15 protein-coding genes are annotated in these 13,260 nt (G+C 45.1%); 1 reads left to right on the top strand and 14 read right to left on the bottom strand.

Going from position 1 to position 13,260, the window contains the following annotated elements; all coding sequences use genetic code 11:
- Positions 1–40: 40 nt before the first annotated feature.
- The 9 genes from T525_RS0105955 to ylqF all read right to left on the bottom strand — a co-directional run bounded on the left by T525_RS0105955 (position 41) and on the right by ylqF (position 7,513).
- Positions 41–1,165 carry a diguanylate cyclase domain-containing protein gene (locus tag T525_RS0105955; RefSeq protein WP_027406459.1) on the bottom strand — a complete coding sequence of 375 codons (1,125 nt, stop codon included), beginning with the start codon at positions 1,163–1,165 and terminating at the stop codon, positions 41–43.
- A complete protein-coding gene (locus T525_RS14400) occupies positions 1,162–1,416 on the bottom strand; it encodes a PleD family two-component system response regulator (RefSeq protein WP_051533443.1) in 255 nt (84 codons plus the stop codon). The genes T525_RS0105955 and T525_RS14400 overlap by 4 nt, the downstream gene beginning before the upstream one ends.
- A gap of 318 nt (positions 1,417–1,734) precedes the next feature.
- Positions 1,735–1,971 (bottom strand): YdbC family protein, encoded by a 237-nt coding sequence (locus tag T525_RS0105965; protein WP_027406460.1) that lies wholly within the window; start codon positions 1,969–1,971, stop codon positions 1,735–1,737.
- 120 nt (positions 1,972–2,091) lie between these two features.
- Positions 2,092–2,652 carry a UbiX family flavin prenyltransferase gene (locus T525_RS0105970; protein WP_027406461.1) on the bottom strand — a complete coding sequence of 187 codons (561 nt, stop codon included), beginning with the start codon at positions 2,650–2,652 and terminating at the stop codon, positions 2,092–2,094.
- Positions 2,653–2,674: 22 nt separating this feature from the next.
- Positions 2,675–3,037, bottom strand: a complete 363-nt coding sequence (locus T525_RS0105975) for a YraN family protein (RefSeq protein WP_027406462.1) — start codon at positions 3,035–3,037, stop codon at positions 2,675–2,677.
- Entirely contained in the window at positions 3,037–3,381 is a 345-nt protein-coding gene (locus T525_RS0105980) for an EscU/YscU/HrcU family type III secretion system export apparatus switch protein (RefSeq protein ID WP_027406463.1), read from the bottom strand. The genes T525_RS0105975 and T525_RS0105980 overlap by 1 nt, the downstream gene beginning before the upstream one ends.
- Positions 3,371–5,554 (bottom strand): hypothetical protein, encoded by a 2,184-nt coding sequence (locus T525_RS0105985; RefSeq protein WP_156945604.1) that lies wholly within the window; start codon positions 5,552–5,554, stop codon positions 3,371–3,373. Before T525_RS0105985 ends, T525_RS0105980 begins: the two co-directional genes overlap by 11 nt.
- A gap of 196 nt (positions 5,555–5,750) precedes the next feature.
- Complete coding sequence (locus tag T525_RS0105990; RefSeq protein ID WP_027406465.1) at positions 5,751–6,548, bottom strand: ribonuclease HII; 798 nt, start codon at positions 6,546–6,548, stop codon at positions 5,751–5,753.
- On the bottom strand, positions 6,548–7,513 hold the full coding sequence (gene ylqF, locus T525_RS0105995; RefSeq protein ID WP_051533444.1) for a ribosome biogenesis GTPase YlqF: 966 nt from the start codon (positions 7,511–7,513) through the stop codon (positions 6,548–6,550). Before ylqF ends, T525_RS0105990 begins: the two co-directional genes overlap by 1 nt.
- Positions 7,514–8,205: 692 nt before the next feature.
- Here ylqF and T525_RS0106005 point away from each other — a divergent pair.
- Entirely contained in the window at positions 8,206–9,573 is a 1,368-nt protein-coding gene (locus tag T525_RS0106005; RefSeq protein ID WP_027406467.1) for an ATP-binding protein, read from the top strand.
- A 105-nt stretch (positions 9,574–9,678) separates the two neighbouring features.
- Here T525_RS0106005 and T525_RS0106010 read toward each other — a convergent pair whose 3' ends face one another.
- The 5 genes from T525_RS0106010 to T525_RS15860 all read right to left on the bottom strand — a co-directional run.
- Positions 9,679–10,911 carry a diaminopropionate ammonia-lyase gene (locus T525_RS0106010; protein ID WP_027406468.1) on the bottom strand — a complete coding sequence of 411 codons (1,233 nt, stop codon included), beginning with the start codon at positions 10,909–10,911 and terminating at the stop codon, positions 9,679–9,681.
- Between the two features lie 11 nt (positions 10,912–10,922).
- A complete protein-coding gene (locus tag T525_RS0106015; RefSeq protein ID WP_027406469.1) occupies positions 10,923–11,303 on the bottom strand; it encodes a PH domain-containing protein in 381 nt (126 codons plus the stop codon).
- Positions 11,290–11,466 carry a hypothetical protein gene (locus T525_RS16275; protein WP_156945615.1) on the bottom strand — a complete coding sequence of 59 codons (177 nt, stop codon included), beginning with the start codon at positions 11,464–11,466 and terminating at the stop codon, positions 11,290–11,292. The genes T525_RS0106015 and T525_RS16275 overlap by 14 nt, the downstream gene beginning before the upstream one ends.
- A 65-nt stretch (positions 11,467–11,531) precedes the next feature.
- Positions 11,532–12,428, bottom strand: a complete 897-nt coding sequence (locus tag T525_RS14405; RefSeq protein WP_037325300.1) for a DUF1848 domain-containing protein — start codon at positions 12,426–12,428, stop codon at positions 11,532–11,534.
- A 599-nt stretch (positions 12,429–13,027) separates the two neighbouring features.
- A partial coding sequence (locus T525_RS15860) for an IS3 family transposase (RefSeq protein ID WP_156945617.1) occupies positions 13,028–13,260 on the bottom strand: 233 nt, incomplete at its 5' end.

The raw sequence follows: 13,260 nt of genomic DNA on the forward strand, positions 1-13,260 counted from the left end.
TTACTAAAAAGCTTTTTCAAATTACCGGCCTGTTTCCCGATTATTTCCTTTCATCTTTACTGTCTGCTGGTCTGTTTACCACACGGCCCTCATAACTCAGTGGTTCCACTACATGTTCAATAGCCACATGGCCGGCGAAGGAATACGTCTCCCACGCCTTCATAATGCGCTCCAGCACCACCGGAACATTTTCCTCTGCCAAATCCGGCAAATACAAAAAATATTGGTTAATTTTGTTGTTTAGTATAATATCACTTCGGCGAAGAACCTTTTGCAGGCATTCCCCGAACTGCTCCGACACCTTTTTCCTGTCTGTCCCTTTTTCCGGGGACAGATTAAAGAGAAGCTTACAGGACATTCCGCCCTTCCGCGCAGCGTGACGCTGTGAGAACTGGTATATGGCAGAAAACTGATCCAGCCCCAGAAGCAGGGCACCTCCCTTGTCTCCACGGCCCTCAACAATTTTTGTGATTCTGTCCATTTCTGTTTGAAGATCTTCCTCACGGGAAATCTCCAAGTCATTCTCCTCAGCGTAGAGGACGTGACCATGCTTCCCGTTATGCTTTGCCCGATAAAGGGCACTGTCCGCCAGGGGAAACAACTCTTCATAGTTTGTGCCGTGGGCCGGCACTGCCACTGCCCCCACAGAAATTCCCAGAGGGATATCCGAATCCTCTCCCAGATATTTCGCCGAGGCCTCCACGAACTGCTTATTCAGCCGCTCTGTTATTGCCCCCAAAGGAGCATCCTCTTTCATATTGCAGAAAAAAGCCGCAAATTCGTCCCCGCCAATACGGGCCACCACGTCATTTGCCCTGGTATTATTCCTTACAACTCCAGCAAAGGTTTCAAGTATCCTGTCACCTGTATCATGGCCGTGAAGGTCGTTAACCAGCTTAAAATTGTCCAGATCAAGAATCATCAGCATTCCTTCACAGGACTTGCAAAGCTCGGACAAACGCCTTATGCCGGCGGCACGGCTCCAAAAGCCCGTGAGCTTGTCAACTGAAGCCTCATCCCTCAAGGTCTCTATGACCTTGTCATTCATAATAGTGTTATATATGCGCCGTACAAGAATATCCTTGTTGAAGGGCTTGCGGATAAAGTCGGAGGCACCTGCTTCCAGCCCCCGCCGTTCTGTTTCGCTGTCATCGGAGCCAGTCAAAAAATCACAGGGGTCCTTTTACGCCCAGTCTCTTCCTCGTACTGGCGCAGCTTATGGTAGGTCTGAAAGCCATCCATTTCAGGCATCATAACGTCCATAAGAATGAGATCCGGCTTATTCTTGGTCATAAACTTCAATAAGTCCCGGCCGGACCGCAGACGGTCCACCCTCATTCCCTCATCCTTTAATATTATCTTTGCATTTGTCAGGCTCATAATTTCGTCATCAACTACAACAACCCAACAATTCATTATTATCACACTTTCCCTTGGCAATTATCCCTTGATATGCATCGGACACAATGTGTAACTGCTACCAATAATTGCCCCGCGATCAATTTTTTCTTTCTTTCAGCTATTCAAAAAAATAATTCTACTTGGTTATTATTCCATTCTCCCCCCAAAATATCCTGCTTTTGATAACAAAAATAGTAGGCAATAAGCAGATAATAAAAACTTCAAGTGATGTACAGAAATTAAATGGAGGACCCCCCGCAGGGAATCCTCCATTTCCAATAATTAATCCAGCATTTATTCAGTTGTCATATTGCGAGATTATTTATGCAGTTTTTAGATTGCCAGATCATTCAGCAGATTTCTCAGCACCACAATCTCGTCCTTGGTGAAGGTAACCCCTTTGCCCATGCGGCTTTTATCCGGTGACCACTCCCGAATATCATACTTTGGATTCAGGTGGTTCCAGGACACCAGATTCAGCTCCTTGTGCCAGCCCCGTCTGTCCTCGGCAATTACCCCAAATTCCTCCTTGATTTCGCAGGTGATTTCCCGTTTCTCATTTCTTTCCATAATGTGAATCGCTCCTTTGTTTAATATTTTAAAATCTACCTGTATTCTATCAAATATTTTTAAGTTTGTAAAGATTTTGCAATAAAAAAGAAGGTTACATTTTGCAACCTTCAAATTTAATTACATATTTCCGTCCCAATGACGAAATAAATTATTCTCAACGTTTAAACTGTCGCAGATTTTTCCCACCAGCATATCCACCAAATCCATCAAGGTTTCAGGCTTATGATAAAATCCCGGACTGGCTGGAATAATCATGGCTCCCAGCCTTGATGCCTTCAGGAGATTTTCCAGATGCCCGGCGTGCATGGGAGTTTCCCTTGGAACCAAAATCAGTCTCCGTCCCTCTTTCAGAATAACATCTGCCGCCCTGGTGAGGAGATTATCCGTAACTCCTGTAGCAATGCAGGCCACAGTTTTCATGGAGGCGGGAGCCACCACCATGGCGTCTGCCCTGAAGGAGCCACTTGCAATGGACGCCCCAATATTATGAACATCGTGAAGCATGTCCGCGCTCTTTAGAATCCTCTCATAAATATCGGGACACTCAAACTTCACTACCTTGTTGCCGCTGTCAGTAAGCACCACATGGACCTGATGGCCCGCTTCCTTCAGCACCTCTATAAGACGGAGGCCATAAATACTGCCGCTGGCCCCGGTTATTCCAACTATAATTTTCATACTTCCTCCAAAAAATCCTTCATCAGCCCGCCTCAAAAGCATTTTCAATAAGCCTGAAGCTCATGGCGCCGCTTTTGGGGGCCAGAACCTCCAGCACATCAAAGCGGTAACAGTAATCATGAAGTCCCTTATATCTGATATAAGCCTGGGCGGTGCGGACTATTTTTTGCTGTTTGTAATAATTCACTGCCTCAGCAGGGGTGCCGTAATTCATGGAGCCCCTGGTCTTTACCTCCACAAAGGATATGGTATCTCCCTTGCTGGCAATAATATCAATTTCCCCGGTTTTGGCCCTATAATTTCTCTCACGGATAAAGTAACCGTGATTCTCCAAATACAGTGCCGCCGCCTGTTCGCCCTTGGCTCCCAAAATCTTGTTGTTCATTATAAGCCTTTCACTGGCGGCATCTGATTTTTCATATCCTTGCGCCGCTGGTCAATCCTGTACACATAAGCCAAAATTTCAGCCACAGTTGTATAGAGCTCCGTAGGAATTTCCTTGTCCAGCTCCAGAGCCATCAGCATATTTACCAGAGATTTATTCTGATAAACAGGTACCTTGCCCTTTTTGGCGGCCTCAAGAATATTCTCGGCAACGTGTCCTTTGCCCTTGGCCACAACCTTTGGCGCCATATTCTTTTCCGGGTCGTATTTAAGCGCTACGGCTTTTTTCTCAGCAAGGGGATCCCATTCCGGCTCCTCGTGAGGTTTTCGTCCTCTATTCATCATTGCTTACAGTTCCTATCTTTAAGTCAGTTAGGTTAATCGGTGTATTGTAAAGTGCCTTGCGGATATCCGGGAGATAATCCTTGAATTCGTCCACCGCTTCATTGTCCGAGAACACTACCCGAAGATTCAGATTATTGCCATCATAAAGACGGCAGACCACGTCCACGGCACCTATTTCATCAGTGAGCACACAAACGCGGAACCACGTATCCTTGCGGGTAACGCCGTACTCGTCCTCATGGGGCGGCTCATCGTAAATATGAAGGTACGCAGGATAGCTGAGTGTGCCATCACCCACATACAAAGGCATCATGTAGGAAATTGACTTCTGGCCGTCGGCCTTGAAGGCGCCGTCGCTGTCCATGGAGCCCTTTATGGCATTGGTAAAATTAACAATCTCCTTACTGGCACTTCTGTACTGATAGCCCTTCATTTTCTTCAGGGTACTGATATCCGCCAGCTGCATAAATGCCCACAGCTTTGGCAGTCCGTCAAAGCCCATTTTCTGTGCCGCCTGCTGTACTGAAGCCGGCATATTGCCCTCAATGGTGCGAAGCAACGTATTCAGCTGCTTGGCGTCCTGCTCGGACAGTGCCCCCTGATTTTCATTGATAAAATTGTTAAGAAGCTGACCCTCCTTTGGAGTCAGCTCCATATTTTTCATAATAAGCTGCCCTGCATCCTTTAAGGCCAAAGCCACCTGTTGGCTGTCCATCTGTGGCAGCTGATACTGGGTGGTGTTGGCAGGGGCATTGTTATTTTCAATAGGCTGCTGAGGCCCAAAACGATTGAAAATACTTCTGAAAAGCGGATTCTGCTCAACGGGACCGCTCATTCTTGCAGAGGTACCCTCATAAGCCATTCCTACATTATTGAGGCGCACGTTAATAGTCTCACGGCCCGGAATGGTGAAATTGGTCTGAGACTGGGCACTGCCCTCCTCTGCAGCCATGGCTGACTGATTAGGCATAGCTGTATTTGGCTGGGCAGTCTGACTCCCCTGTGGCTGGGCTGTCCCCTGTGGCCCCTGGGACATGGCCGCGGTATTGGCCTGATTTCCCTGAGGCATAACAGTATTTTCAGCCATTGTATTGGCGGCTGTGGCAGTATTGGCATTGGCGGTGGCTTGGCCCGTCTGGGGCTGGCCTTGAATATTTTGTCCATTTTGTGCAGTCTGGCCATTTGTAATATTCTGGCCACCCTGTGGCATGGCATTGGCCCCTTGCCCGGCTTGTGGTCCCCCAGCTACGTTCTGGGCAGTCTGAGCCCCCTGAGGCATAGCTTCCCCTTCTGACATTATATTATTTCCAGCCATAACATTATTGCCGGCCATGGTATTTCCCCCCGGCATATTATTGGCTGTAGTACCAGCAGTCCCCGGCTGGGCCATTTGGCCAGTCTGAAAGGCCATTTGTCCTTTTGGGGAAGCCATTTGAGCAGAGTTACCCGTCATAGTCCCCTGGGCACTCCCCTGCTGAGGCTGTGACTGGGCTACATCACCAGTAAATGCACTCTTAGGGAAAAATGCATCCACCAATTTATTTAAGATACTAAGGCCCTCTGTAGGCTGCTGGGCCCCCTGCGATGGCTGAGGATTGGTTACAGATGCCAGCTGGGCAAGAAGCTGTTCCAGCTGCTTTGGCATTTCCTCACCCTCCGGAAGCTGCATGAGCTGAAAGGCCAATTTGTTGATATTAACAGGCTCCATGGAGCTGTCATTGCCAAGAACTGCCTTTAAGTTATCAAAAACTGTCTGCAGACCCTCGGAAAAATCTCCCAGCTTCCCCTGATCAGCCATCTGCCCCAGCTGTGACATAATTCTGCCCAGGGTATTAAGCTGCTCCACGGAAAAACGCTGGCTGGCCAATGAACTGCCCACGCCTTCTCCCACAGTGCCCTCCAAAGTAAAGGCATTGCGCATAATGTTCTGAATAATATTTTTCAGCTCACTTGGAATGGCATTCTCCGCTTCAGCATGATGGGTGGAAATCTTTGACAGGACTCCCGCCATATTATCTATGGAATTTTTTATATTGACATCTGTACGGGGTGAAAAGGCAGAACCGGCACTGCCGCCTCCGTCTCTTTTGACCGATAGCTTGTCACCTTTAGTCTCTTGTGTTCGCTCCGCAGGTTGTACTGAGGGCGTCATTCCTGTAACATTAGTTGGCAAGGCCTTTCCACCTCCTGGATACCAATTTATTTACTGATTATAACGCCATTGTTCAAATTTTTCTTCTTTAGAAGAAAAATCTTCCAATTAGCGTTTCAACGAGCTGGGAGATATTCTCACCAGCTGTTGTAGTTTGTTTTCCCCCACCTAAAGAGGAAGGGGACATCTTAAAGCTCGTTATTAAAATTATTGCTTATCAGTTATCAAATAAGCTGCCCACTTCCTCAGCTTCCTCCACCATGGATTTTATAGGCTCGAAGGACAGCCTGTGAATTGGGCATGGCCCATATTTGCGTATGGCCTCAATGTGACTTCCCGTGCCATATCCCTTATGCCCCGCGAAGCCATATTCAGGATATTTTTTGTCGTATTCATCCATGAGACGGTCACGGGAAACCTTGGCAATAATAGAAGCAGCCGCAATAGATGCAGACTTGGCATCACCCTTGATAAGTGAAAGGGAAGCCATGGGAAGATTTTCCAGCTTCACTGCGTCCAAAAGCACCTTGTCCGGCTGTGGCTCAAGGGCAAATATAGCTTCGTACATGCCATTCATGGTGGCCTGTAAAATATTTACCCTGTCTATGGTGCGTTCATCCACAAAGACCTGTTTTACGCACACAGCCTTGGCCATTATTTCATCATAAAGCTCATCGCGGACCTTTTCGGACAGCTTCTTGGAATCATTGATTTTGGGGATAATAAGCCCCTCCGGAAGAATGACTGCCGCCACTGATACTGGTCCCGCCAAAGGACCACGGCCTGCCTCATCAACCCCCGCAATAACATTGAGCCCCTGATTTCTGGCCTCATCCTCGTAGCGATACATGGCCTTGACCCGGGATATTTCCTTCTGCTGTCTTTCATAGCGTTTGAGGATTTTGCCTGCTGCTGCCCGCTGATCCGCCTTAAGAGCCTCCAAAAGCTCCTCTGTGACATCCCCGGACGCAAACAAACCCTCTATTTGTTTTATCGACAAGTCTGCAATATTCATTAATCCTTCTCCTGAGAATTCTCCGCTGCATCTGCAGCAGATGGTGCATCAATAGCAGGTGGTACATCAAGGCTGATGGTGCCCAGCTTGCCGCTTCTAAAATCAGTAAGAACAATACGCTGTGCCTTTTCAAGGTCCACCAGACCGCCCTTTACAAGGCAGCCACGCTTCTTGCCGATAATCTCCAAGAGCTCGCCAGAGGTTTCCGGCAATTCATCTGTAATCTTGTAGCGTTCTTTAATACGCTCCGGATACAGCTTGATCATGGTATCAAGGAACACCCCGGTGATAAGCTCACGGTCCACCGCCTCATCATTGATAGCACCTGTAAAGGCCAGCTTAAGGCCCGCATTCATATCCTCAAACTTCGGCCAAAGGATACCAGGGGTATCCAACAGCTCCAAACTGTCAGCAAGGCGAATCCACTGCTTGGCACGGGTTACACCCGGCTTGTCCGCGGTCTTGGCCTTATTGGAGCCGGCGAGACGATTGATAAGAGAGGATTTTCCCACATTTGGAATACCAAGAATCATCACTCTGGCTGAGCGTGCCTTGGCTCCCTTGGATACCAGCTTTTCCGTCTTGGAACGGGCCAGCTCCTCAGTCATCTTCACCAGCTGCTTGGTGCCCTTTCCCTGAGTGGCATCCACTGCCACCGCCTGAACACCCTGACTGCGGAAATATGCAACCCATTTTTTGGTAATGGCAGGATCTGCCAGATCTGACTTGTTAAGGGCCACCACCTTTGGCTTCCCCGCAATAATCTCCTGAAGCATTGGATTGGCACTGCTGTATGGAATGCGTGCGTCCAGCAGCTCAATTACCACATCCACCAGCTTAAGATTTTCGGTGATAATCTTTCTGGCCTTGGTCATGTGGCCCGGGAACCACTGTACATTTGGCAGCACCTGCTCCGCCGCCAGCTTCCTGGCACTCTCTTCCCGTTCTTTTATATAATCGTTCATACGTAAACTCCTATCTAAAATAGTAACAGCTGTCTCAAAAATGCGACAGCCTATTCAAAATTGTAACAGACTATTCAAAATTGCATAAAATAACATATTAATTATACGGCCCAAGGTATTTATTGGCAAATCAACTTTTCGGGGAAATAGAAAATCCGGACATATCTGCAAATCTGTCCGGATTTCCCGTGTAGTCTTTTGTAATGGAATCTTTCTTACCCAAAATAATACCCCATTTCTTCTTATTTTTCCACATAACATTTCTGCATTCTCTATAATGTATATAGCTTTAACGCTATCTCTTTATTTCTTTTTTGTTTTTATATGTAACATTTTAATATTTTTATGTAAAATAATCAATCTTTTTATATATCTTCAAACATTATCCTCGTTCTATTATTTTTTCACTATTGCTTTCCCAATTCACATAAAAAAATTTCCCAGATGTCGTATTAACATCTAGAAACACATTAACAAAATTGCTTCCTTCATACACCAATATTACAAATACATCAAGGATTACCCCCGCTCGCGCGGGGATTACACAGCCAGCAAAACGCCCAGCCATTTTGGCACATACCAAATATTTTACATGGTACTATTCTTTACTTGACAATAGTATTGAGGATATTATATTATACTGAAAACGAATTCAGTGAAATCATTTTCAGTATAATATAGGTGGTGAGAATATGTTTATTGGTCGTAATAAAGAGCTTAATCAACTGAAAGAGCAATTCATAAAAAACGGCAAGCAGGCTGTAATGCTCTACGGTACACGAAGGGTTGGCAAAAGTACCCTGATTTTGGAATCTGTTAAGGATTCAACCAGTAAGGTACTTTACATTGAGTGTTTATTAACCTCCCTTGAACGCAATGTCAAGCGCTTTGAGCAAAAAATACAGGAGTTATTTAACAATAAATTCCTGCACTTTGCTGACTTCGAGGCGGCTTTTGAATATCTTGGTTCTTTAGATGAAGATATTATTGTTATCATAGATGAATACCAATATTTGAAACAGGTAAGTGATGGCAGATATGTTGATTCAATGTTTCAGAATATTATTGACCAAATGCGGGGAAATATAAAGCTTGTACTGCTGGGTTCCTATGTTGGAATGATGAAGGAGCTTCTTGAAAAAGAAAATCCTTTGTTCGGACGCTTCTCACTTATTATGCACGTCAAGCCTTTTGATTATTATGATAGTGCTGCTTTTTACCCTAAGCGGAGTGTGCGGGAAAAAATAGAGTTATATAGTGTATTTGGAGGTATGCCCTTTTCAAATGCCTTGCTAGATGTGGAAAAGAATTTGGCAAACAATATTTGTTCACTGATTTTGTCCTCAAGCAGCCCAATACGTATCTATATCGAAAATGTGTTATTGGCAGAATTCTCTAAGGTAGCCAATGCCAATATGATTTTGTCGGCATTGGCAAATGGCAAGAAGCGTTATAGCGAAATAGAGGGAGCCATCGGTGCCAAAACCAATGGCACATTAGACAAACAGCTTAAAAACCTCCTTGAAATGGAAATAATCAGAAAGGTTTACCCTATTAACAAAGCTGGAGACAAGAAAAAAACTTTTTACGAAATATCAGATAATCTTATTAGATTTTATTATAGCTTCGTTTATGGAAATGCAGATGTAATCTCCAGAATTGGTGCAGATAGTTTCTATAGCTCATATATCGCTACTTCAATAAAGACTTTTATCGCCCACAGATTCGAGGAGGTTTGCCGGGAATACTTTATGCGTCAAACCCGTAAAGGTTTTATGGACGATGTTATGGATATTGGTACATTCTGGTATAACATGCCCAAGGAACATAAAAGTGGTGAATTCGACTGCGTTATAAAACATAAGAAAGGGTATTCATTTTATGAAGTAAAGTACCATGATAATCCACTAGGCAAGAATGACATGGCAAAGGAGCTTCAACAGCTAAAAGTTATACCTGAAAATATAGAGATTAAAAATATAGGATTCGTGACTTTATCAGGATATGAGTATTCTGATGATAGGTATATATTATTGAGCGCTGACAAATTATACGAGTAAACAAAAAGGACTGATGCAAATTTATGCATTAGTCCTTTTATTGCTTACTACCTTACACACTCCGCCCGGATGGCCTGCAGCACACATCAGCACATAATCCTATAATTATGCTTGCTGCGGCATTGGATTCTTTCCTTCATATACAATCTTCCGATAATGCACTGGATCCGTATCTCCCTCCGTGCTGATACATAGGACCACGGAATCCGGGCCAAGCTTCAAAAGCTTTTTTATATCCTCATATTCTTCTTTCCCAGCAATAAGATTTACAAGGCCAGTGGTCACGGCGCCGCTTTCTCCGGATACCACCTTGGGATCTGCCCCCTGGGGTGCCGCCAGCAGACGCATGCCATAGGCTGAGATATAATCCGGACATTTGAAATACCAATCCGCAAAGTCTCTGAGAATCGGCCATGTGATTTTGCATGGTTCACCGCAGTTAAGCCCCGCCATGATAGTTGGTGCCTGATTCACTGCTTCGTGGGGTTCTCCGTCCCCCATCAGAGCAGACTGATAAATACAGGCCATATTTTCCGGTTCCACCACGCCGATGGCCGGTCTCCCGCCCTCGTAGCGATTGGCCAGATATCCCGTTACTCCTCCAGCCATGGCCCCTACACCGGCCTGCAAAAACACATGGGTAGGCACAAGCCCCTGTTCCTCCATCTGTCTGCATGCTTCCTCCGCCATGGTTGTATATCCCTGGACAATCCAAGCTGGAATATCCTCATATCCCTCCCAGCTGGTATCCTGAATCAGTATCCAGCCACGTTTTTCCGCTACCTCCGCAGCATAGCGTACAGTATCATCGTACCCGGTCTTCGTGATAATGACCTCCGCCTTGGGATTGATATCCCGAATGGCCTGAGCCCGAAGCTCGCTGGAGCCTATGGGCATATAAACATGGGCCTCGCAGCCAAGCTGTCCTGCCGCCCAGGCGACTCCCTTTCCATGATTTCCGTCCGTGGCGGTTACAAACACCATCTTTTGAACAGTCTCCCTATACTCCGCCCCCTTCAAATCAGAAAAGCGAATTTTCTCCACGTCAAGGCCAAGCTCCCGACAAATAACCATGGTAAGGGCGTAGAGACCACCCAGCCCCTTGAAGGCATTCAGTCCAAATCGCTGTGACTCATCTTTTACAAAGAACGCCTTTAATCCCAGATTTTCCGCCATAGCATCCAGCCTACGGAGCGGAGTCTCATGATAATCAGGGTATCCACGATGAATCCTTTGAACTTTGGCAACAGCCGCCTCGGAAAGAAACATCGGTCCTTTCCCCTCAGTTCTGGCGTTGTTCTGTATCACGGATATACAGCCTGTTCTGTATTCTTTCATTGTAATTCCCCTTACCGTCCGATACACTCCGCTAAAAGAGCCTGTACCCGGTACACATCAGCATCCTTGCTGAAGGTCTTTACAAGTGGCGTAGTTCCCATGTCTGCCACCCAGATTTTCAGCTCTGCATCAAGATCAAAATGCCCTGCTGATTCCACCTCAAAATGACGGATATTCTTGTATGGAATGGAGTGATAATTCACCTTCTTGCCCGTTGCCCCCTGAATATCCACCAATATAAGCCGATAATCAGTAAAAATCATCAAATCCCTGATCCACTGATAGGCCTGTATCACCTTTTCATTTTGCCCAAGGAGCTTGGCATAATCCTTTTTTACATCTTCAATGTTGGTCTGGGAAGCATTTCCCATCAAGCCGCTAATTATCCCCATAGCTCTCGCCTCCTATTTCACCGTGAATACTATCTTGTTTCTTTAATTTTTGGGACATTGGCTGATCAATTTCACATAGTTTTTCTTTGGCTGAACCAGTACCTTTTTCGTAATCAACAGCTTCTTGAAGGCCCTGCTGCAAATCATTGAATAAATCTCTCATCAATATCACCTAGTTTTACAGTATTCTATCTGACTAATATTATACATCTTGCTCTGTATTTTACGCTATTCATGCATGGTAATATGTTCATCCCCCAGCAAATTTCCCGTTATTACCGAGGAGTTGGAATTATGATTATCAAATCCCTGTCTGGCCCGATTAAGACTGGCATTGGCGTAGCAATAGCGGCAGCCGTGGATACATGTATCATACTGACCAATATCGAAGCTTTCCACACAGTTGCACAGGGGGCGCTGGGTTTTGGCCCTGCCAACATCAAGAGTTTTGCCTGCTATGCGCTCCACCAGGTCCCCGTCAATACAGGCCCCATGGCCTATTCCGTACTTTTTCAGTTCAATGGCCTCAGAGCAGGTCTGAAGGGTTACACCACTGCCCTTGGCAATATCTGAAAGCCCCGCCGCAAGTTCATTCATTTCCTCCTCAGAAAGCTCATGGAGATTAAGCCCCTGAGTGTTCTTCTTCGCCTTGGCATATAAATCGATGAAGCTGATAACACACCGCTCCACACAGGATGACAGGGCTCCAAGGGTATTTTTGAACCACTCCAGATGACCCTCTATTGTATAGTTTTCATTCAATAAAATAGGGTCATACCGCCACACTATCCTCTGCCGCCCCAGCCTTTTGGACAGCTCCTGCACAGTGCTGATAATATCTTCTTTATCACGAAGTTTTTCTTCCACATCGCGGCCGTAAGGAGTTATGGACACCTGTACATAATATTTATAATCCCTAAGCTCGTCCAATCCCATTAACATGGGGGCCGGGTCCTTTGTCCAAAACACAATGCACTCCACATAATCCGGCTTTAGTGATATACGGCTAACCTGCTTTCGATTAAATGGATTTGCCACATCCACATACCCCGCCTTTAATCTCTGACAAAACCAGTCAAAGTAAAACGCCGGTATATCAGTCCGCCTGCTGGCACTAATTATCATAGTCCACCCTCACTTAATACCCACTTTGATTACTATTATAGCACACAAGGTATGTTGATAAGTGCGCTAATCTTATAAATATTGGGGTCCGCAAAATTTGATACTGCCATTTTATACCAATTTTATACCTTAATTTTTATTAAAGAAAATTGTCTTGAATATCTGCTTTCAAATTTTTATTACGTAATTCCGTATAAAGGGTATCACAATAGGCGGTACCCTTTATAACTAGCCAAGTCGAAAATATCGACCCACCTCGAATGTAAACAGAATGCTGTCAATGTTTTTTCATTTTAATTCATCTGGTAGTATGGTTGATTTATAAGTAGCTAATCCGAAAATATCGGTTTACCTCACACCTTATATTAGTCAATTGCTTTTTTATATTCCTCCTTATGAAGGAAATACCTACTTTCCTTTGCTTTTGTAGAATTAGGGTGTCGCAATATGCGATACCCTTTATAGCTTGGTAAAAAATATCTGTCTACCTCATATCCTAATAAAAACAGCAGTCTGGATTATGAACTGCTACCCGTCAAGAGGACAGTAAAAAAATATAAATTTTCTTTGGTCGACAGCCATTGTTCTGTCGGCCTTTTTTATGCGGCCATATACATATTGTGTTTTTCTATTGGTGTCAAAATGCCAAGGCTGCGCTGAACACGTTTATTGTTGTAGTAAGCAATATAGGATTTAATTGTATGTATTAGACTGAGTCTATCTGTAAAGCGTTTGCCATAATAACATTCTCTTTTCAATATGCCCCAAAAACCTTCCATAGGCCCATTATCAATGCAATGGGCGACACGAGACATGCTTTGAATCATGCCAT

Origin of the sequence: Anaerovibrio sp. RM50 (assembly GCF_000622005.1) — a bacterium.
Taxonomy (GTDB): domain Bacteria; phylum Bacillota; class Negativicutes; order Selenomonadales; family Selenomonadaceae; genus Anaerovibrio.